Genomic DNA, 18,955 nt, shown 5'->3' with positions numbered 1-18,955 from the left:
CCCAGCGGCAGACAAGGGTCATCACTCGTCATAGGGCTATAGCGAACGCATAGTTCTCATCTTGGTCGCTCGTGGCCGCCAGAATCGACTGATAAAACTGTCTCTCAAGCTTCGCGGTTGCGACCTCGTCAAGATGAAGATCGGATCGCTTGTCTCCGGCTCGGCAATACGGGCCCGATCAATGGTGATCCAGCAGAAGACCGGCCGGCCCGTCCAATTCGAGATCACCGCAGACACGAGGGCAAGTCTGCTCGCGTGGCTCGAACGCCGTGGTGGCTGTATCGACGACTACGCGTTCCCGAGCCGGGTCGACCACGAAGGGCACCTCAGCACTCGACAGTACGCGGATTGGTCAATGAACGGGTTATGGCGATTGGACTGCGCCCCGAGGAATACGGAACGCATTCGCTCCGCCGTACCAAGGCTGCCCTGATCTACAAGGCTACCGGCAATCTCCGAGCTATTCAGATTCTGCTTGGACACACCAAAATCAAAAACACCGTTCGATACCTCGGTGTCGATATAGATGATGCGCTTACTCTTGCCGAGACAATGGAAATCTGAGCCGCGCCGCCATTGCCGTTGTTCAGAATGCCGGGCATCGCTCCCGGGACCGGACGTACGCTGGCAGCTACGAAGTGTGCGGAGCACGGGTCACCAGCGACGCCGGGCGGCGGCCGGGCGAAGATGTCGCGAGGTCGGTTGCACCAGTGAATTTGTCGGCGAAGGTGCCGAACATGATCATTTCCTCGCGCCCATACGGCCGCGCATCGCGGTAACGGCGGAGGTCGGGCTGGTCAGCACTTCCCTGCCGAGCGCGTCCTCGACCGCCGCCTTGGCGCGAGAAGTGGAGAAGTGCGCCAGCAGCACCGCATCGCAGTGGCGCAGCTGGGGCGCCGCCTCGGCCACCAGCCGATTGTGGGTTTCTGCGTCGCCGCCCTTCAGCGCGTCCATCGCACCGGCGACCAGCACAGTCTCCAACTCGGCGTCGGAGCCGGCGGCCTGCGCGGCCTCGCGGAACTCAGCCTCCATGGTGGCCACCGCAGGGCCGAAGGTTGCCAGCATACCGATGCGTCGGCCGGCGGCGAGCGCCTGATCGAACATTGCCTCGTTCGGCTTCAGCACCGTAATCGGCAGGCGGCGCGCCGCCTCCTCGATCGCCGGACCGAAGGCCGAGCAGGTGAAGAGAATGCCGTCAGCGCCGGTCAGCGCGGCATAGTCCGCCAGCATGTTAATACGCCGGCTCATGCGGGCGGTGAGATCGCCCTCGGCGGCGCGGTCCGGCGAGAGGCTGTCGTCGAACAGGTTGGTGCAACGGGCCGCCGGCCAGAACTGGGCGAAGGCGAGAGTGATCGGCGCGATGGCGACTTCCACCGCGTGGATCAGGGCAATTCGCGGCGCCATGTCATTCCCCCGTTCGTGGCCGTCGAAGCGCGGCATCGGCGATGGCGGCCGCGCGGTGCAACATGCGCAGTCCGCCGGCGATGGCGAGTTCCGGCGTTTCACCTTCCGGTGTCTTCATCTCGACGCTGATCAGTGGGACACGCGTCGGCAGCGGCCGGGTGCCGTAGCCGTTGCGCACCAGGGCGTCGAGGAAGGTTACGGCGTCGTCGACGCCGACCGCCCCGCCCTGCGCGCCGAAGCGGCAATGCGAATCGCCGAAGGTCGCCAGCGCCGCTCGGTCGAGGCCGCAATTGGCGATATGGGCATGGATCGTCACCTCGCGCGCCGCCGCCACCGCGCCGGCAATATCCTCGCCAAGCTGCACGATATGGCTGAGGTCGAGGGTGAGGCCGATATTGGAATGTGTGCGACGTACCCTCTCGATGAGCGCGGCGGCTTCGACCGTGGGCCCGAGCAGGCGCTTCTGGTCGAGTTCGCGGTCGAAATGCTCGAGGGTCAGCCAAAGCGGATCGTGCGGACGCACCGCCTTCGCATGCGCGCACAGCTCCTCCAGCACGACGGCGAGGCGGTCAATGGCGGCGACGCGCTGCTCCGGCACCGTGTCGGGGCCGGAGCAGAGCAGTATCATCCGGCAGCCGAGGCCGGCGGCGGTCTCGATGAGCTTCTTTAGCTCCGCCATCGCCTCCGCGCGCGCCTCGAGATCGGCCGCGCTGGGGTCGATGCCCTTGCGGCGCATGATGCCGCCGACCACGAACACGGCGTCCGTTCCGGACCAGGCAAAGCCGTCGCGCAGAGCGGCCATACCGTCCGCATCCAGCGCCCAGGCGCCCTCGACGGCCTGCAGGCCAGAGTCGCGCAGTAGCCGCTCGGTCGTCTCCAGCGGGTCGTTCGGGGTGGTGGAGTAGGCCGCCACATGCACGACGCCCGCGCCGTAGATCTGCTCTCCTATGCGCAGCATCGGCTCACAGCGCCCGCATGCTCTTGGCCGCTGCGATGATTGACAGCTCCATATTGGTGGAGCCGGCGATGCCCTTGCCGGCGATGTCGAAGGCGGTGCCGTGCGAGACGGTGAAGACCGGGATCGGCAGGCCGCCGATGAAGTTCACCAGATGGCCGAACTCCAGGATCTTGATGCCGGAATTGCCGTGGTCGTGATACATCGACAGCACGATGTCGAGACCGAGCTTGTCGATGTCGATGAAGACCGTGTCGGCCGGGATCGGTCCGATGACCTTGATGCCTTCGGCGCGGGCGTCGTCGCAGGCCGGCCCGATGTCGGTCATCTCCTCCGTGCCCATCAGCCCGTGCTCGCCATTATGCGGGTTGAGGCCGGACACGCCGATGACCGGATCGGGCACGCCGACCATGGCGAGGCTGTCCTTCAGCACCTGAATCTGGGCGAGCACGCGGTCGCGGGTGCAGATATCGGCGACCTGGCGAAGCGGCACGTGGTTGGTGACGCGGGCGAGGTTGTATTTGCGGCCCATGAGGATCTGGATCGAGCGTTTGGCGCCGGTGTAGTGGCGCGAAATCTCCTCGAAGCCGGTGTGCTCGTGGCCGCCGTCCTTCATCGCCCGCTTGTTGTTGGGCGAGACGACGACGGCGTGCGCCTCGCCGGCCATGCCGAGGCTGATGGCGTGAGCGATGCTGGCGCCGCTGTAGCGGCCGGCCTCGGCGGAGACCTCGCCGCGGGGGCACAGCGACAGGTCGAGCCTGTCGAAGGGCAGGATCTCCACCGTGCCCGGCGCGCCGGTGGCCTCGGAAGGGCTGGAGAGCAGCCGAATCTCCAGCGGTGCGCCGGCGAGCGCCAGATCGCGCTCATACACTTCGGGGCTGCCGATTATGATCGGCGCGGCGGCTTGCCGGACCTCTTCGCTAACCATCGCCTTGAGGGCGATCTCCGGGCCGATGCCGCTAGGGTCGCCGTTGGAGATCGCGACGATGGGCTTGCCGTCCTGGGTACGCATGTTCCGCTTCTTTCCTTGGATGTTTCCTGTCGAGGCCGCGACGCCGATGCTCGCGGCGTCGGTCTTGCGGCGTCAGTCCTCGTCGTCCCAGACGCCCTCGAAGTGGGCAATCTGCTCCGGCATGGTGCGCAGCAGCCGGTTGCGCCCCGCGAGGCTGTGGTCGCGCAGCACCTCGGCGATGCGCGAGGGATTGCCGTTCCTCAATACTTCGAGGATCAGCGCGTGCTCGGTCGATGAAGCGCGGACATTGCCGTCGAGGATGAGCGCCCGCTTGCGCCAGATGTGCAGCTCGCGGTCGAGATTCTCGTAGATGCTGGCGAGGTGCTTGTTGCGCGTGAACGCCATGATGCGCGAGTGGAAGCGCCGGTTCAGCACATAGAACTGATCCGCCTCGCCAGCCGCGACCGCTGCCTCCATCCGCACATGCATTTCTGCCAGCTCGGCGATCTGCTCGCGGTTGATCCGCCGCGCCAGGATGCGCCCGGCATGGGAGAACAGCGCGGCGCGCACGTCATAGATCTCCAGCACGTCCTGCAGGTCGAGCACGCGCACGAAGAAGCCGCGATTGGCCTTGAACTCGACAAGCCCGGCTTCCTCCAGCCGGCGGCAAGCCTCGCGCACCGGGCCGCGGCTGATGCCGCGCTGGTCGGCGAGCGCCTTCTCGTTGATGCGGTCGCCCGGCTCCAGCCCGCCGTCGATAATCGTGTTCTCGAGCTCGCGATAGATCTTGTCCGCGATCGACGAGGCGGTAGCGGCTTCTGCGTCATAGAGCATTTCGGGATTGGGCATGTGTCGCTCCTCGATCCCCAAACTTGCCCAAGCCGACATCAGTGTCAACAATAATGCCAAAGTGTCGGCAATCCGCCTGCCCATAGGCCGGCTCCGCGCCTGAATTTGGCCGAGCGAAGAATCCGTGACGGTGCCGACGCGGCATAAAATCAAGCAATTACAAGGCCTAGAGAGGAATCTCCAAGGATCCGTTTGGAAAATTTTGTGTTGACAATCCTCTGATCCGGCGATTGGTTGGGGTTCGGAGAGCGCGTTGACGCATCCCAACAAAGGCCCCGGCGCCGTCTTGCACGTGGCGCGATTGGCTAGATTTACGCGATGGGAGGACCAAAATGCCGACAATTCGATCGACACGGATTCAACGTTCTTCGCCGGCCCGCGCCGGACTGGTGGCTTCGCTGGCGCTTTTGGCCGCTGCGGTGGGTTGGAGCCCCGCCGCCAAGGCCTTCGAGCCGGAGCGCGACGTCACCATCGTGGTCACCAGCTCTGCCGGCGGCGGCAGCGATATCATCACCCGCGTGCTCGCTGACACCATCACCAAGCTGAAGCTGACCAAGTCCAACTTCCTGGTCGAGAACCGCACCGGCGGCAGCGGCGCCGTCGGCTACACCTACGCCGCCAAGCGTACCGAGGACCCCTATCTCTGGACCAATATCGGCGTGAGCTTCTTCACCACGCCGCTGCTCGGCCAGAGCCCGGTTTCCTACAAGGACTTCAAGCCGCTCGCGGCCGTATCCGAAGACCCGTACATCATGGTGGTGAAGGCGGATTCGCCGCTCAAGACGCTAGCGGACGTGAAAAAGGCCGGCCGCATCGTATCCGGCACCACCGGCATTGTCTCTGACCCGGCGCTGCTGGCGAAGAGCCTGGAGACCGCGATGGGCATCAAGGCCGACATCGTGCCCTTCGGCGGCGATGGCGAGGTGGTGACCGCTCTGCTCGGCGGCCACATCCAGGTGCAGTTCGGCAATCCCAGCGAAGTGCTGCCGATGATCAAGGACGGCAAGGTGCGCGCTATTGCGGTGAGCACCAAAGAGCGGATCCCGGCGTTGCCGGACGTGCCGACCATCCGCGAGAGCGGCTATGACGTGACCATCACGCAGCTGCGCGGCTTCGTCATGCCGAAGGACGTGCCGGACGAGGTGGTGTCTTACTGGGCGGGCATCATCAAGCAGGCGCTCGACAGCGATCTCTGGAAGACCAACTATCTCCAGCGCTTCGACTCGGTGCCGCTCTATCTCGCCGGCAATGACTTCCAGGCCGAGATGGACAAGCGCAACGCCGACTACAAGACGCTCATGACCTCCCTCGGGCTGATCAAGTAGCCCTGTCCCGACACCGCGGGCCGGCACCGGGTGCCGGCTCCGCCCTGCTCATTGGAGGGATGGTATGGGAACAGCCCTGCTCGACCGCGCCTTCACCCTTGTGCTGCTCGGCCTCGGCCTGTTCATCACGGTAAGCGCGTGGAACTACGGCCTCTATCAGAACGGCATTCCCGGCCCAGGCTTCTTCCCGATCATCGCCGGGCTGATGATGACCCTCCTCGCGGCGGCGCTGCTGGTGCGCGACCTGTCCGGGCGCATGCGGCTCGCAGGACGGATCGACCCGGTGGTCATGCTGTCGGTCTTCGCCGTGACCGGCGCCATCGTGCTTTTCGTCTTTCTCGCGCCGCTGACAGGCATGGGGCTCGCCGCCTTTGCCGTCATGGTCGGGGTCGGCTACGTCACCGAGGAATCCCACCGCCGCGACCGCTTGTTCCTGCTGCGGCTGGTGCTGGTTTCGGCCGGCACGGTCGTCCTCTGCTACATCCTCTTCGCCAAGGTGATCGGCACGCCGCTCGTCACCGGTCCGCTCGGATTCTGAAGGCAGCGCGCCGCCTTCATCCGGAGACAGTTCCATGGAAACGCTCGCACTTCTCGGCCATGGCATCGCCAATGCCGCGACCGACCCGGCCATGCTTCTGGCCATCACGCTCGGCGCCTTCGTCGGCCTGCTGATCGGCGCCCTGCCCGGTCTTGGCCCGACGGCGGGCGTGGCGATCATGCTCCCCGTCGCGGTCGGCTTCGAGCCAACGGTGGCGCTCGCCATGCTGGCGGGCGTCTACTACGGGGCGATGTTCGGGGGAGCGGTGACCTCGATCCTGCTCGGCATACCCGGCGACGCGCCCTCGGTGATGACGGTGCTCGATGGTTATCCGCTGGCGAAGCAGGGACAGGCCGGCCGCGCGCTCGGGCTCGCCACCTACGCCTCTTTCATCGGCGGCCTCGTCGGCCTGCTCGGCCTGACGCTGATGGCACAGCTCGTGTCCAGCTACGCGCTGATGTTCGGCCCGACCGAGATGACGGCTCTGATGGTGCTCTCGTTATCCCTCGTCACCGTGCTGGGCACCGAGGATCATCTGAAGAGCTTCCTCTCGCTCGCCCTCGGCCTGTGGATCGGCATGATCGGCCTCGACCAGATCATGGGCGGGCCCCGCTTCACCTTCGGCTCCATGTTCCTGCTCGACGGCCTCGACTTCTCGCTCATCGCGGTCGGCATGTTCGGCCTTGGCCAGATGTTTTTGGCGTTGGAGGAGCACACCCCCGACGCGGTGGGCGCGGCCTCCTATTCCTACCGCTCGATGATGCCGAAATGGCGCGACTTGATCGCCACCCGCCGCTCGCTCGGCATCGGCTCGCTGATCGGCTTCCTCGTGGGCGTGCTGCCGGGCGCCGGCGCCACGGCGGCCACCATGATGGCCTATGGCGCGGCGAAGAAGATGTCCAAGGAGCCCGAGAAGTTCGGCAAGGGTGCGCTCGACGGAGTCGCCGCGCCGGAGGCGGCCAATAACAGCGCCTCATACGGCGCCATGGTGACGCTATTCACGCTTGGCGTGCCGGGCTCGGCGACCACTGCCGTGCTGCTTGCCGGCCTACTGATGGTCGGCCTGCAGCCGGGTCCGCGCCTGTTCCAGGAGCAGGGGGACTTCGTCTGGAACCTGTTCGGCACCTTCTACATCGGCAATCTGGTGCTGGTGTTCATGACCATCCTGCTGACGCCGATCCTGGCGGCGGCGATCTTCGTGCAGCGCGGCCTGCTCTTCGCAGGCGTCATCGGCATCGTCATCTACGGCATCTACGGCATCGACCTCGACCTCTCCGCCATCGCGGTGATGGCTGGCTTCGGCGTGCTCGGCTACGTGATGGAAAAGCTGAAATACCCGGCCGTGCCGCTGATCATGGGCGTGGTGCTCGGCCCGCTGCTGGAACTCGGCATGCGCCGCGCGCTCATCGCCTCGGGCGGCGATGTGGCGGTGTTCTACCAGCACCCGATCTCGGCCGGATTGTTGCTGGCCAGCGTGGTGGTCATCGGTCTGCCTTATGTAACCCTCTTTCTCTCGCGCCGAGCGAAGACCGCCCGCGCGTGAGTGGTTATGATCTGGAGGAAAATGCCCGCTTTCGACATGCGCGCCATCTTCTGTTTATGTGAAGGGTCTCAGATGCCTGACCGTCTCGTCGACGATGCAGACGGGCAGGCATCTGCAACCCTCAAGGCGATAACCGCGTGAACGGAGCAAACGCGCGCCACAGCAACAACCTGCTCGACGAGCCACAGAGTTCTCACACAGCCTCGGGTCGGTAGTAGAACGGCGGCTATCTGCCGAGCAGCAGCCAAGACCTGCCAGTCCGTAGGGCAGCGACGCATTGGGGCGGTCAGGTGCGATGAACTCGGCTGCTGCTTACGCGCGTGCCGTCGCGGTTCGCTGGTAGCCCCGCGTCCAACCGCGGAGCTATCGCGGCTGGCTGACGCGGCAATGTCGATTTCTACAAAATTGATGTCGATAATTGATGCTCGCCAGTGCGCGGCTCGACCTACGATGCGTGCACAAGTGCATTCGTCGGGCTTGCTTAGACGTAAATGGCCAGCCGTTGACAAAAAATAAAATCAAGCCATTCCGATCGAGGGTTCCATGAACAAGATAGTTGCCTGTTTGGTTGGATTGTGGCTAACGGCTATGCCGTTTGTTGCGATCGCCGCGGATGTCAAGCTTGGCGCCAAAGGATTTACGGAAAATATATTGGCCGGCGAGATTACCCAGCAGTATCTCGTGTCTAAGGGCATCGGCGCAACCCTGACGTCAGGACTCGGAAGCAACGTTGTCCGTCAAGGCCTGGTTTCGGGTCAGATCGACCTCTATTGGGAATATACCGGTCCTGCTCTCGTGAATTACCACAAGATGCCCGGAATTCCGCGGTCACAGATGCTTGCCAAGTTGAACGAGCTGGACGCGCCCAACGGGCTCGAATGGCTCGACAGCTCGGACGTGAATGACACCTATGCCCTCGCGGTACGCCGTGAAACAGCCAAGGCAAGGGGATTGCGGACGACCAGCGATCTGGCTGCGGCGGTCAATCGGGGAGAGAAGATCACTTTCGGCTGCAACGCGGAATTCTACGGCCGCAAGGACGGGCTCATGCCCATGCAGGAAGCCTATGGCTTCTCCTTCCCGCGCGCGGACATCGTTCGCATGGATTCCGGCCTCGTCTATCAGGCGCTGCGCGACGGACAGGTCGATGTTGGTCTCGTGTTCTCGACCGACGGCCGCATCCCAGCCTTCGACTTCGTCCTTCTGGAAGACGACCGGCAGTACCACATTGCGCAGGTAATGACCCCGGTAGCCACCAAAGCGGCGCTGGAAGCACACCCTCAGCTCAAGCCGCTGCTGAAGGACATTTCCAGCCGGCTCAACGAGGAGGTCATGGCCAAGCTCAACGCCCAGGTTGACGTCGAAAAGAAGACCATCCCCGAGGTTGCCAACGGGTTCCTGAAGTCCTCCGGCCTCGTCAACTGAGCACGTAGCCATCATGCGCAAGCTTTCGCGTCGGGACGGCGACCTTCGCACGTTCCTCTTGACGATCGAGACGGCGGATCTGTCCAAGGAGCTAATGGACAAGGCGCGCTGGTGCCTTGTCGATCTGATCGCGACCGCCGTCGCCGGTTCCGCCACGCCGCTGGCAGGCATACTCGTCCGCTATGTCGGTGATTTTCACGGGGTCGGCATCAATGGCGGGCCAAGCTGCCGGCCGATGATCGGGGGCCCGCTTACCAACCCGGTGGGCGCTGCGCTGCTGGGCGGAATGGTGATCGACTCCATGGACGCGCATGATGGACACTCGCTCACCAAGGGACATGTCGGCTGCGCGGTACTGCCGTCGTTGCTGGCAGTCGCCGAAGCGGCCAGACCTGATCTCAAAGGAGGCACTTTCCTGCGCCTGCTGATCGCTGGCTACGAAATCGGCACGCGGGCGGGCATCGCCCTGCACAGCAGCGCCCCGGAGTATCACTCGTCAGGGGCCTGGAATGCCGTCTGCTGTGCCGCTCTTGCGGGGCATCTGCTGGAACTAGACGAAACGCGCTTCCAGCACGCCCTTGGCATTGCGGAGTATCACGGTCCGCGCAGCCAGCTAATGCGCGACGTCGACTATCCGACGATGGTCAAGGACGGTTCGGGCTGGGGAGCGATGGCTGGCGTATCGGCAGCCTATCTCGCCTCGGAAGGTTTCACCGGCGCGCCGGCCGTGTCTGTAGTCGACGAGGATCTCGATGAGGTTTGGAATGACCTGGGCGAGCGCTGGCGTATCCGGGAGCAATACACCAAGCCCTATCCCGTCTGCCGCTGGGCGCATGCCGGCATTGACGGTGTTCGTGAGCTCAAGGCCGCTCATGCGATTGAGCCTGACGATGTCGACAAGGTGATCGTTCACACCTTCCATGAGGCCACACGTCTGTTTCAAGGCATCCCGGAGACGACTGACCAGGCGCAGTACGGCACGTCGTTCCCGACGGCTGTTGCGCTCATCCATGGCGATGTGCTGCCCCAGCATGTCGTGGATGACGCGCTCGGCGATCCGCAAGTGCGCAGGCTCACGGAGCGGATCCGTTATGTCGAGGATGGAGAATATTCGCGGTTGTTTCCCGCTCGGCGCTTCGCTCGCGTCGAGATCAGGCTGAAGGACGGCTCAGTCCATTTGTCAGCGCCGCGCGAGCCGCGTGGCGATCCGGATGCACCGCTGTCCGTCGCTGAACTGGAGCGCAAGTTCCTGCTGTATACGACGCCGGCATGGGGTGAAGAGCGGAGCCACAACTGCCTGCGTTACCTCAGCCAGTTCGGCCGGCCGGGAACCACGGTCCGCGACCTTTTGCACGCGATCCGCAATTAATAGCGGCCGCACCGCCTCTCACGCACCTGTCCGGCTTGCCTTGCGATACTGCGACGGCAACTGGTCGTGGAAGTGCAGGAACCATCTGGAGAAATGCGCGACCGATCCGAACCCGGCGGCGACCGCGATCTCAACCAACGGCTTGTCGGTATAGCTGAGCAGTTCGCGGGCGCGCTCGGTGCGTAGCATCAGGTAGTAATGCATCGGCCGCAACGAAAGATGCGTCGTGAAAAGCCGTTCCATTTGTCGTTCACTGATGCCCGCCCGATCGGCGATCTCGCGGATGGCCAGGGGATCTTCGATGTGTTCCCGCATGATGGTGGTGGCCCGCCGGATCGCCGGAGGCTGGTAGGTCAGGTTACGCTGCCGCCAGCCTGATTGCGGCTCGTTGTGCGCCCTGATCTTTGCATGCTGGAACTGCGCGGCAACCTCGTTGGCGATGTCCGGGCCATACCGCAGGAGGATAATGTGCAGCATCATGTCCATCGCGGTGGTGCCACCCGATGATGTCAGCCGGTCGCGGTCGATCTCGTAAACGGCCTCGGTCACGATCAGGCCTGGAAATTCTTCGCGCAGTGCCGGGAGATTTTCCCAGTGGATCGTGCAGCGGTATCCCGCGAGAAGTCCAGCGCGCGCAACAAGATGTGTGGCCGTTGACAGTGCGCCGATGGCGCGCTTGCGCCGGTTCGCATTGCGCAGGGCGCGAATGATCGGCCGCTCCTGCGCTGCGGTGAGGCGCGTGCCGCCGCACAGCACGAGTGCATCTATGCGGTCAGTCGCCTCGTCAACCGCCCCGGCCTCAAGAACCAGATCATTCGACGCCATCACGGGCTGGCCGTCCGTGCTGCATGTGCACCAATCGAAGGCTTTGCGGCCAAGAAGCCGGTTGGCAACGCGGATTGGTTCGATTGCGGAGCTCAGGCTCATCATCGAGAAGCGCGGCGCCAGGAGGAAGCCGAAGCGCAAGGGTTCGTGATCCTTGTTGAGTAGCAAATCACTCTCCCGCGGCGCGCCAATGCCGATGGCCGCATTCGTGCACAGCCCATATTTTCAAAGGGATAGATACTCAGTTTCGATCGAAAAAATGACAGGAATGCCTTTTCACAAAGAAGTAAAAAACTTTACCGAAGAGGTGCTCGATTTTTTCTGCTACGCCAGTATTGTCCCTAATTTACATGTCACACTCGGCCACCGCCCACTCGGGGGCAGGATGAGAATGGGTGAACAAGGCAAGAGCATAGTCGACACTAGTCTGCGCTTCCACAAGTATGACAATCTGTTTTGCTGTGATCTTTCAGTATTTCCCGACATTCCCGCGTCTAACCCTCCCTCACATTAGGGGCAATTGCACTCAGGCTCGCCCTTAAGTGCATGCACGGCGCCGAAGCCTCGGTGCCTCAGCGACAACTATTGGTCTGGCTCGTCCGCTCCCGAGACGACCACCACGGGGTCAGAATGCGGAATGTCGGCTCTCTCCGTTTTCGTGCGGGAAGCGGACCGACTGCAAACGGCCCCCAACAGGCCATTCGTCATTATCGCAGCGAACTCAGCTCATGCTGCGGCCGCCCCTCCCTCAATATTCCTTGGCGAGCATGATGGTGAGGACGCGCCGGGTGCGGGCGGGGTCGGCGGAATCCTCGCTGCCGAGGGTCAGGGTCGGGTCGTAGTAGTCGATCTTCCAGAAGACGCGGCCGAGACCCTCCAGGCCGATAGCGCCGAAGTCCCGCTCATCATGGGGATCGTTGTCCGGCGAGAAGTCGTCATGGTGGCGGACGCGGGCAATCGCGTACGTGGGCCTGACATTCCCCTTAAATGCACGCCCAGGGCATCCAGCAGATTTCGTCAAACGACATGACATCTGGGCGGGCGGGCCGTTTCGATCGCATCGAGCAGCGCGAGCGCCGGACTGACGACGCCCTCGAGCAAGGCCCGTTCCGGCCGGGCCCGCGCGAGCACGCGCAACCCCATCAGGACCCCCAGCAGATGCCGGGCGAGGTCCTCCGCCGGCAGGGCAAGCGTGATCGTTCCGTCGACCTGTCCGGCTCTCACGCGTCCGAGAAAGAACGCTTCGATCCGGGTGAGCACGCCGGCGACTATGTCCTGGAATCCCGGATCGTGCGGCACCACGTCGAGCGCCGCGTTCACCAGCATGCATCCTCTATGCGTGCGGTCATCAAGCGAGCGTTTCAGTATCTCGGCAAAGAACGAGCCGATGGCCTCACGCGGCGCCATCGCCTCGCACCGCCGGATACGATCCAGGATGCTTGTCTCGACATAATGGTCCAGAGCCCGCTGATAAAATGCCCGTTTGTCGCCGAAGGCATTGTAGAGGCTGGCGCCGGTCAGGCCTGTTTTCTCGATGAGGTCACGTACCGAGGTCGCTTCGTAGCCGCGACTCCAGAAGCACTCCACCGCCGCATTCAGCACGGCCTCCTCGTCGAATTCCCGCGGTCTTGCCATCCCGATACCTGTCGATGTGTCTGAGCCGCATCTTGCCATCGGCAGCGGCTCGATGCATTATAGAACGATCGAACTAAAACTCAATGTGTGGCGCCCAATACCGCAGGCGGCCGCTGCGCACGACGTCGCAGAACCCGGGAGATGTCGATGATCCGTCTCTATTTCCACCCGACGCCCAATCCCGCGAAGGTCGCCCTGTTCCTCGAAGACGCAGGTCTTCCGTACGAAACCCACCCTGTCGACACCAGCAAGGGCGAGCAGCACACGCCCGGGTTCCGCGCAATAAATCCCAACGGTAAAGTGCCGGCAATCATCGACACGGACGGTCCGGCGGGCAAGGAAGTGCGCGTGTTCGATTCCACCGCGATCCTGATTTATCTCGCGGAGAAGACCGGCACGTTTCTTGGCAAGGCGGCAGATCGGCCCGAGCTGCTTTCGTGGCTGCTGTTCCTTGCCTCCGGCCTCGGGCCCTTCTCGGGCCAGGCCGTTCACTTCCAGTTCGCCGCGCCGGAGGGCGAAGCCTATGCCCTCAACCGTTACCGCCGCGAGGCCGAGCGGCATTATCAGGTGCTGAACGACCATCTTGAAGGGCGGACCTATATCGCCGGGGACGACTATACGATCGCCGATATGTCGGCCTGGGGCTGGCTCGACCGCGCCTCGCGCGTGCGCAAGGGTGCCGATGACCCGCTCGCGCCATTTCCCAATCTCAAGCGGCTGTTCGAGACGGTCGACAAGCGCCCGGCGGCAGCCCGCGCGCGCGCGGTCGGCAAAGACCATCCCTTCAAGCGCGTGAGCGACGAGGAGACCAAGCGTGCGCTCTTCCCGTCCAACTATCCCCCGGCTGCCTGATCCGCGCTGAAGCGTTTGTGGAGTTGGAGAATGACGGATTCGTCCGAATACAGGCCTCCGAAAGTCTGGACCTGGAACAAGCCGAGCGGGGGCACCTTCGCCAACATCAATCGGCCGACCGCCGGGTCGACGCATGAAAAGGCGCTGCCGGTTGGACGCCATCCGCTCCAGCTGTACTCGCAGGGCACACCGAACGGGGTGAAAGTCACCATCATGCTCGAGGAGTTGCTCGCGCTCGGGCATGCCGGCGCCGAGTACGACGCCTGGCTGATCCGCATCGGCGAGGGCGACCAGTTCGGCAGCGGCTTCGTCGAGGCCAACCCCAACTCCAAGATCCCGGCGCTGGTGGACCGCAGCGGGCCGACCCCGGTGCGGGTGTTCGAATCCGGCTCGATTCTCCTCTACCTCGCCGAAAAGTTCGGCGCCTTCCTGCCGGCCGAACAGCCGGCACGCGCCGAATGCCTGTCCTGGCTGTTCTGGCAGATGGGAAGCGCGCCCTATCTAGGCGGCGGCTTCGGCCATTTCTACGCCTATGCGCCGATCAAGATCGAATACGCGATCGACCGCTTCGCCATGGAGGTCAAGCGTCAGCTGGACGTTCTGGATCGACGCCTGAGCGAGAGCGAATATCTCGGCGGCGCCGACTACACCATCGCTGATATCGCGGTGTTTCCCTGGTATGGCGGCCTCGCCAAAGGCTGGCAGTACGGCGCCGCCGAATTCCTGTCGGTGCAGGGCTACGCAAACGTACAGCGCTGGGCCGATGCCGTTTTCGCGCGACCGGCCGTGACGCGCGGCCGCATGGTCAATCGCACGAGCGGCGATCCTTCCGAACAGCTCCGCGAACGCCACGACGCCAGCGATTTCGAGACCAGGACGCAGGACAAAATAGAGGGAACACAATCATGAAGATCGACGGCAAGCGTGTCCTGATCACCGGTGGCTCAAGCGGCATCGGCCTTGCTCTCGCGCAAGCGCTGCTGGCCAAGGGCGCGAAGGTCGCCATTAGCGGCCGACGGGCGGAGGTCGTGGCGACAGCGGTACGGAACCTGCAGTCGAGCGGCTCTTGCATCCATGGCATTGTCGCCGACGTGGCGACGCCAGAGGGGCGCGCGGCAACTCTCAAGCAGGCCATCGACGCGCTCGGTGGGCTCGATATCCTCGTCAACAACGCCGGCGGCGTCCGGGCCGGACGTCTTGAAAACACCCCCGAGGCTGAACTGCAGGCGATGATCGAGGTCGATCTCGTGGCACCGATCCTGCTGACGCGCGCGGCGTTGCCGGCGTTGCGGGCCAGCGGCGACGCCGTCATCGTGAACATCGCTTCCGGCATCGCTCTGGTCGGTGCGCCATTCTACGCGACCTATGCCGCGACCAAGGCCGGTCTCGCCCGCTTCGGCGAGGCGATGCGACGCGAGCTAAAGGGCGAAGGCATCCATGTGCTGACCGCCTATCCCGGCGGCACGGACACGCCGATGATGAAGTCCAATCGCGCCGGTCCCGAGCTCGGATTCGCGCGCGAGCCGGCCTCGGCTGTCGCCGACGCCATTGTCGCCGGCATCGAGGAGAACGCGTTCGAGGTGATCCGGGGCGGCGAGACCCGTGCTCAGATGATCGCGCTCAACCGCGACAATCCGGCTGCCGTCGACGAACGCTTTCTCGGATTGAAGCCGGCGCTCGAGGAAGCGGTGAAGGATCACTCGGCGCTCTGACCGGCGGAATTCGGTGGCGCATCGTCGTCCGAGGACGGGACGGCGACATAGACGCGCCACGCACCCGCCTGCGCCTCGGCCAGCCGGTAGAACCGATTGGCGGCGAACGGGTCGTTCGCCCAGGCGCCGTCGAGGGCGGTGAGCAGCACAGTGCCGCAGCCATAGGTCTCGGCCAGAGCGCGGACGTCGTCGGGCGATCCACCGCCGGCGAAGGTGCGGAGAAACCGGCCTGAAATCTCGGCCCGGCGTTCTGGCGAAAGCGGGGCGAAAGCGATCGCCAGTTCGTTGCCGGCGAAACACGAGCGGCGATCGCCAAGCAGCGCCCAGGAAATGTTGACCGGCCACGGCGTCATGTCGGCGAACAGGCCGGGGTTGTTTGCGACCCGTGCGTCTTCGGGCGTGTGGCGCCGTACCGCCGCCCACATGGCGGGTGCCTTCGCAAACGCCTCTGCCGAGGGCGACAGCTCGCCCCTCGCGTTGCCGGCGATGATGATGGCGCCGGCTGGCACGCTCGCCGCGAAGGCCGCCACTGCGAGGCTGGCCACAAGGCGGGTGCGTTGTTCGACCCAGCGCGCAATCCCCGCTGCAGCGGCAGCCGTCAACACCAGTAGCGCAGGTAGCACCGCGCGCCAGCCGAGATCGTTATTGTCGCCGACCGTGCTGACGAGCAGCCAGCTCGACGCGAGACTGACCGCGACGACGGTGAGCAGCGCGTGGACATCGATCCGGCGCACATCGTCCTCCTCGCGCTCCGTGGCCATGCGCGCCAGCGTCAGGGTGCCCGCGATATAGACGAGCGGAAATTCGACGACGAGCAGCACCAGCCAATAGGCCGCCATGTTACCCGCCCCGCCGAGGGCAGCTTCCGCCAGCGGACCGAGCACCGCATAGGGCACAACCGCTACCGGGCTTCCAGCCGCCCGCAGCAGCGCGGCATGGTACTGGGCGACGAGAAGCGGCGAGGCGATTGCGAGGGCGAGCAGCCCTGCCGCGACCCCCGCCCCGACAAAGCGCGGCCACGCCGGGAGCGGGATCGAGGACAGCATCAGAGGCACGAGCGCGGCGGCGACAAGCGCCATCACCACCCCGCCGACCCAGATCGAACTCTGGAAGCCGGCCGACATGACAAGGGCCAGTATCACGGTCGAGAGGAGATTTGGGTTGCGCGTGAGGCGCGTGACCAGCAGCGTGGCCGTGACGAGGCAACCCGCCGCCGCGACATGATGCGGACTCCAGCTCGACTGGAACAGCCAGCCGGCAAAACCGCTGGCGGGCTTTAGCAGAGCTTCAAGCGCGGTACCGCCGACGATGGCCTCGAGGACTGGCCGCAACGAGCCGGTGCAGCACAGCGCGAGGGCGATGGCCGGAGCAAGCCGCGAACCACTGAGGTAGCGCGCGAGACCCGCCATGAGCGCGAGGGTCGAGAACGCCGTGAACCAGCTCGCCGCTGCGTCCGCCTCCCAGCCGGTTGCGCCCGTCAGGCCAGCAAGCTGGGCGGCGCCGAAATGCCAGAGATAGTAATAGGCGACGTCCGCTGACTGGCCGGTGGGCCCGAAGAATGGATTGACTGGGGGCACCCCACCCCGAACGATCTCGTCGATCAGCGCGATCTTCGAGTGATCAAAGATGGCGGGCGCGAGGATGACGCCCTCCGCGACCTGCTTCGGCAGCACGGCCAGGGCGGGAGCCATGGCCACCACCGCGGCCATGGCAAAGAGCCACCAGGGCACAGCGTCTGTGCTGGCCGAGGGCTCATCCAGCGAGTGCCTCTTCACCAGAAGGACGGAGCACAGCAGCACCGCCGCGCCGATCGTCGCGACGGGCGAGAAGCCGATCAATTGCCCCAGCGCCAGCGCGACCGCGTTCTGCACCGCCCAGCCGAGCGCCGGCGCGACCGGCAGCGCCAGCCCATGGCCAAGCGCCAGGCGGCGCGCCAGCACATAGCCGACGCCGGTCCAGAGCAGGAGGCCGACGGCGGCGCAGAGAAGGGCCGAAATAAGCGAGAACATCGCCTATCCGCATCCGGCTGCAACGGGTTCATCGCGATGCCGGGGCGTCGGCACGCTCACAGCCCGCTGAACCAGTTGAAGCCCTGCTTCTCCCAGAACCCCTCCTGGTAGGTATTGGTGACTTCGATGGCTCGTATCCATTTCGGGTTCTTGAAGCCTAGCTTCACGGCGGTGCGCAGGCGCAACGGGTAGCCAAACGGATCGGTGATCGGCTCGCGGGCGTATTTTGTGGCCAGAATGGTCTGCGGATGCAGCGCCGAGGGCATGTCGATGACTTCCAGATAATCGTCATTGCCGTGGAAGGCGACGTATTTCGCCGTCAGGTCGGCGCCTACCAGCGTCAGGAAATGCCTGAGGTTAGGGCCGGACCACTGGCCAATATAGTCCCATCCCTCGACACAGATGTGCTTGATGATCTCTTCCTGCTCGGGAAGGGCATAGATCTGTTCAATGTTCCACGGGCGCCTGTCGTTGATGAGGCCCGCAAGCTCCAGCTTCCAGCCGGAAATATCGATCGGCTTGACGTTCTCAATCTCGTAGTAGGCGTTGAAGCGCGGCGGATTCACCACCTGCGCCTCCGAATAGGTGGGCGCCAGCCGGTTCGGATCGAAGATTGCCGCCTGCACCCGGTCGTTGAAAGAGGAGACCGTGCGCAGCACGCTCTGGACCTGCGGCTGCTCGGCGACGTCGCATCCGGTCAGCATGGATAGCGCGCCGAGGCTCACCGCGCCGCGCAGCAGCTTGCGACGGTCGATATCCTCGATCAGCGCGCGGTTCTCGGTGAGGATGCGCTGCTCCGGGCCGCGGCGCGGCTGGAACAATGAAGTCGAGCGTCGGATGATGGACATGGTGCGATCCGTCACATGTTCGGGGAATTGATGGAGACGGGCGCATCGGCCGGCCGGACATCGACCCTCGGGCCGCCGGTAAGCATCGCCAGAATGGTGCGGGGCACGAGCAGGGCGAGCGCGATGTGCACGACCATGAACAGGCATATCGCCGTCATGCCGAAGAAATGCACGATGCGCGCGCCCTGGAAATCGCCGAACAGCGAGACGAGGAACGAAAACTGCACCGGCTTCCAGATGGCGAGGCCGGAAATCACCTGCAGGATGATCACCAGTATGACGCCGACATACAGCGTCTTCTGCACCGCATTGTAGTGCGTGAGGTCGGCATGCTGGAGCTTGAAGGTGAGCGCGGCCAGCGCTTCGCGGATCACCTCACGCGGTGAGATCGGCAGCAGCAACCGGCGGAAGCGGCCAGAAATCACCCCGTAGGCCAGATAGGCAAGCCCGTTCAGTGCGAGAACCCACATGCCGAAGAAATGCCATTGCAGGCCGTGCTGGGCCCAGGGGCCGAGCGTGATCGCGTCGGGGAAGTGCAGAAATCCGAAAATCACCTCGTCATTGTAAATCTTCCATCCGCTCATGATCATAATTATCATTGCGATCGCATTGGTCCAATGCATGAGTCTTATGGGCAGAGGATGCATTTTCTTTTGCGTATTCATCTTACTTTTTCCATATTTGTATAATGAATAGCCGTATAATCAATATTAT

At 64.1% G+C, this 18,955-nt stretch carries 19 protein-coding genes and 1 pseudogene; 10 read left to right on the top strand and 10 right to left on the bottom strand.

What is annotated here, in order from left to right; genetic code table 11:
- The first annotated feature begins 49 nt into the window (after positions 1-49).
- Positions 50-564 (top strand): annotated as a pseudogene (locus tag EV667_RS16340) (tyrosine-type recombinase/integrase).
- Between the two features lie 177 nt (positions 565-741).
- Here the strand turns inward: EV667_RS16340 and EV667_RS16335 are convergent.
- The 4 genes from EV667_RS16335 to EV667_RS16320 form a co-directional block, all read right to left on the bottom strand.
- Positions 742-1,404, bottom strand: a complete 663-nt coding sequence (locus EV667_RS16335) for an aspartate/glutamate racemase family protein (RefSeq protein WP_131836433.1) — start codon at positions 1,402-1,404, stop codon at positions 742-744.
- 1 nt (position 1,405) lies between these two features.
- Complete coding sequence (locus EV667_RS16330; protein ID WP_131836432.1) at positions 1,406-2,362, bottom strand: sugar phosphate isomerase/epimerase family protein; 957 nt, start codon at positions 2,360-2,362, stop codon at positions 1,406-1,408.
- A 4-nt stretch (positions 2,363-2,366) separates the two neighbouring features.
- On the bottom strand, positions 2,367-3,371 hold the full coding sequence (locus tag EV667_RS16325; RefSeq protein WP_131836431.1) for a PdxA family dehydrogenase: 1,005 nt from the start codon (positions 3,369-3,371) through the stop codon (positions 2,367-2,369).
- 72 nt (positions 3,372-3,443) lie between these two features.
- The gene (locus tag EV667_RS16320) at positions 3,444-4,160 is read right to left on the bottom strand and encodes a GntR family transcriptional regulator (protein ID WP_165901631.1); all 717 of its coding nucleotides are present in this window, start codon (positions 4,158-4,160) and stop codon (positions 3,444-3,446) included.
- Positions 4,161-4,492: 332 nt separating this feature from the next.
- On the opposite strand from EV667_RS16320, the gene EV667_RS16315 reads away from it, so the two are divergent.
- The 5 genes from EV667_RS16315 (at position 4,493) to EV667_RS16295 (ending at position 10,360) form a co-directional block, all read left to right on the top strand.
- Positions 4,493-5,485, top strand: a complete 993-nt coding sequence (locus EV667_RS16315) for a Bug family tripartite tricarboxylate transporter substrate binding protein (RefSeq protein ID WP_131836429.1) — start codon at positions 4,493-4,495, stop codon at positions 5,483-5,485.
- Between the two features lie 64 nt (positions 5,486-5,549).
- Entirely contained in the window at positions 5,550-6,023 is a 474-nt protein-coding gene (locus tag EV667_RS16310) for a tripartite tricarboxylate transporter TctB family protein (protein ID WP_131836428.1), read from the top strand.
- A gap of 34 nt (positions 6,024-6,057) precedes the next feature.
- Entirely contained in the window at positions 6,058-7,566 is a 1,509-nt protein-coding gene (locus EV667_RS16305) for a tripartite tricarboxylate transporter permease (protein ID WP_131836427.1), read from the top strand.
- A gap of 543 nt (positions 7,567-8,109) precedes the next feature.
- Positions 8,110-8,991: a glycine betaine ABC transporter substrate-binding protein gene (locus tag EV667_RS16300; RefSeq protein WP_245516205.1), complete on the top strand. Its 882-nt coding sequence runs from the start codon at positions 8,110-8,112 to the stop codon at positions 8,989-8,991.
- A 13-nt stretch (positions 8,992-9,004) separates the two neighbouring features.
- Positions 9,005-10,360 carry an MmgE/PrpD family protein gene (locus EV667_RS16295; protein WP_131836426.1) on the top strand — a complete coding sequence of 452 codons (1,356 nt, stop codon included), beginning with the start codon at positions 9,005-9,007 and terminating at the stop codon, positions 10,358-10,360.
- A gap of 18 nt (positions 10,361-10,378) precedes the next feature.
- Here the strand turns inward: EV667_RS16295 and EV667_RS16290 are convergent, their stop codons facing one another.
- A complete protein-coding gene (locus EV667_RS16290) occupies positions 10,379-11,353 on the bottom strand; it encodes a GlxA family transcriptional regulator (RefSeq protein ID WP_131836425.1) in 975 nt (324 codons plus the stop codon).
- Between the two features lie 22 nt (positions 11,354-11,375).
- Between EV667_RS16290 and EV667_RS23235 the strand changes: the two genes are divergently transcribed.
- Positions 11,376-11,699, top strand: a complete 324-nt coding sequence (locus EV667_RS23235) for a GMC oxidoreductase (protein ID WP_207907782.1) — start codon at positions 11,376-11,378, stop codon at positions 11,697-11,699.
- A gap of 234 nt (positions 11,700-11,933) precedes the next feature.
- Here the strand turns inward: EV667_RS23235 and EV667_RS16280 are convergent, their stop codons facing one another.
- Both EV667_RS16280 and EV667_RS16275 read right to left on the bottom strand, forming a co-directional pair.
- On the bottom strand, positions 11,934-12,206 hold the full coding sequence (locus EV667_RS16280) for a DUF3768 domain-containing protein (protein ID WP_245516204.1): 273 nt from the start codon (positions 12,204-12,206) through the stop codon (positions 11,934-11,936).
- On the bottom strand, positions 12,203-12,787 hold the full coding sequence (locus EV667_RS16275) for a TetR/AcrR family transcriptional regulator (protein ID WP_342636725.1): 585 nt from the start codon (positions 12,785-12,787) through the stop codon (positions 12,203-12,205). The genes EV667_RS16280 and EV667_RS16275 overlap by 4 nt, the downstream gene beginning before the upstream one ends.
- Positions 12,788-12,967: 180 nt before the next feature.
- Between EV667_RS16275 and EV667_RS16270 the strand changes: the two genes are divergently transcribed.
- From EV667_RS16270 to EV667_RS16260, 3 genes are read left to right on the top strand one after another with little or no spacing between them, the layout of a single operon-like run.
- On the top strand, positions 12,968-13,672 hold the full coding sequence (locus tag EV667_RS16270) for a glutathione S-transferase family protein (RefSeq protein ID WP_131836810.1): 705 nt from the start codon (positions 12,968-12,970) through the stop codon (positions 13,670-13,672).
- A 30-nt stretch (positions 13,673-13,702) separates the two neighbouring features.
- Entirely contained in the window at positions 13,703-14,581 is an 879-nt protein-coding gene (gene yghU, locus EV667_RS16265; RefSeq protein ID WP_131836422.1) for a glutathione-dependent disulfide-bond oxidoreductase, read from the top strand.
- A complete protein-coding gene (locus tag EV667_RS16260; protein WP_131836421.1) occupies positions 14,578-15,384 on the top strand; it encodes an SDR family NAD(P)-dependent oxidoreductase in 807 nt (268 codons plus the stop codon). Before yghU ends, EV667_RS16260 begins: the two co-directional genes overlap by 4 nt.
- On the opposite strand, the gene EV667_RS16255 is transcribed toward EV667_RS16260, so the two are convergent.
- Genes EV667_RS16255 through EV667_RS16245 form a run of 3 tightly spaced genes read right to left on the bottom strand, consistent with a single transcriptional unit; the run spans position 15,369 to position 18,906 of the window.
- The gene (locus tag EV667_RS16255) at positions 15,369-17,393 is read right to left on the bottom strand and encodes a hypothetical protein (RefSeq protein WP_131836420.1); all 2,025 of its coding nucleotides are present in this window, start codon (positions 17,391-17,393) and stop codon (positions 15,369-15,371) included. The two genes, EV667_RS16260 and EV667_RS16255, sit on opposite strands and share 16 nt — an antisense overlap.
- 56 nt (positions 17,394-17,449) lie before the next feature.
- Positions 17,450-18,241 (bottom strand): molybdopterin-dependent oxidoreductase, encoded by a 792-nt coding sequence (locus EV667_RS16250; RefSeq protein WP_131836419.1) that lies wholly within the window; start codon positions 18,239-18,241, stop codon positions 17,450-17,452.
- Positions 18,242-18,252: 11 nt separating this feature from the next.
- Complete coding sequence (locus tag EV667_RS16245; protein WP_131836418.1) at positions 18,253-18,906, bottom strand: cytochrome b/b6 domain-containing protein; 654 nt, start codon at positions 18,904-18,906, stop codon at positions 18,253-18,255.
- Between the last annotated feature and the right edge of the window lie 49 nt (positions 18,907-18,955).

Source organism: Ancylobacter aquaticus (assembly GCF_004339465.1).
GTDB lineage: Bacteria > Pseudomonadota > Alphaproteobacteria > Rhizobiales > Xanthobacteraceae > Ancylobacter > Ancylobacter aquaticus.
Note: the sequence above shows the minus strand (reverse complement) of the source record. Positions and strands in the feature narration are given on the sequence as shown.

Coding starts and splice junctions, on each gene's coding strand:
- EV667_RS16335 (WP_131836433.1), bottom strand. CDS start 1,404: ATGGCGCCGCGAATTGCCCTGATCCACGCGGTGGAAGTCGCCATCGCG.
- EV667_RS16330 (WP_131836432.1), bottom strand. CDS start 2,362: ATGCTGCGCATAGGAGAGCAGATCTACGGCGCGGGCGTCGTGCATGTG.
- EV667_RS16325 (WP_131836431.1), bottom strand. CDS start 3,371: ATGCGTACCCAGGACGGCAAGCCCATCGTCGCGATCTCCAACGGCGAC.
- EV667_RS16320 (WP_165901631.1), bottom strand. CDS start 4,160: ATGCCCAATCCCGAAATGCTCTATGACGCAGAAGCCGCTACCGCCTCG.
- EV667_RS16315 (WP_131836429.1), top strand. CDS start 4,493: ATGCCGACAATTCGATCGACACGGATTCAACGTTCTTCGCCGGCCCGC.
- EV667_RS16310 (WP_131836428.1), top strand. CDS start 5,550: ATGGGAACAGCCCTGCTCGACCGCGCCTTCACCCTTGTGCTGCTCGGC.
- EV667_RS16305 (WP_131836427.1), top strand. CDS start 6,058: ATGGAAACGCTCGCACTTCTCGGCCATGGCATCGCCAATGCCGCGACC.
- EV667_RS16300 (WP_245516205.1), top strand. CDS start 8,110: ATGAACAAGATAGTTGCCTGTTTGGTTGGATTGTGGCTAACGGCTATG.
- EV667_RS16295 (WP_131836426.1), top strand. CDS start 9,005: ATGCGCAAGCTTTCGCGTCGGGACGGCGACCTTCGCACGTTCCTCTTG.
- EV667_RS23235 (WP_207907782.1), top strand. CDS start 11,376: ATGCCGATGGCCGCATTCGTGCACAGCCCATATTTTCAAAGGGATAGA.
- EV667_RS16270 (WP_131836810.1), top strand. CDS start 12,968: ATGATCCGTCTCTATTTCCACCCGACGCCCAATCCCGCGAAGGTCGCC.
- yghU (WP_131836422.1), top strand. CDS start 13,703: ATGACGGATTCGTCCGAATACAGGCCTCCGAAAGTCTGGACCTGGAAC.
- EV667_RS16260 (WP_131836421.1), top strand. CDS start 14,578: ATGAAGATCGACGGCAAGCGTGTCCTGATCACCGGTGGCTCAAGCGGC.
- EV667_RS16255 (WP_131836420.1), bottom strand. CDS start 17,393: ATGTTCTCGCTTATTTCGGCCCTTCTCTGCGCCGCCGTCGGCCTCCTG.
- EV667_RS16250 (WP_131836419.1), bottom strand. CDS start 18,241: ATGTCCATCATCCGACGCTCGACTTCATTGTTCCAGCCGCGCCGCGGC.
- EV667_RS16245 (WP_131836418.1), bottom strand. CDS start 18,906: ATGAATACGCAAAAGAAAATGCATCCTCTGCCCATAAGACTCATGCAT.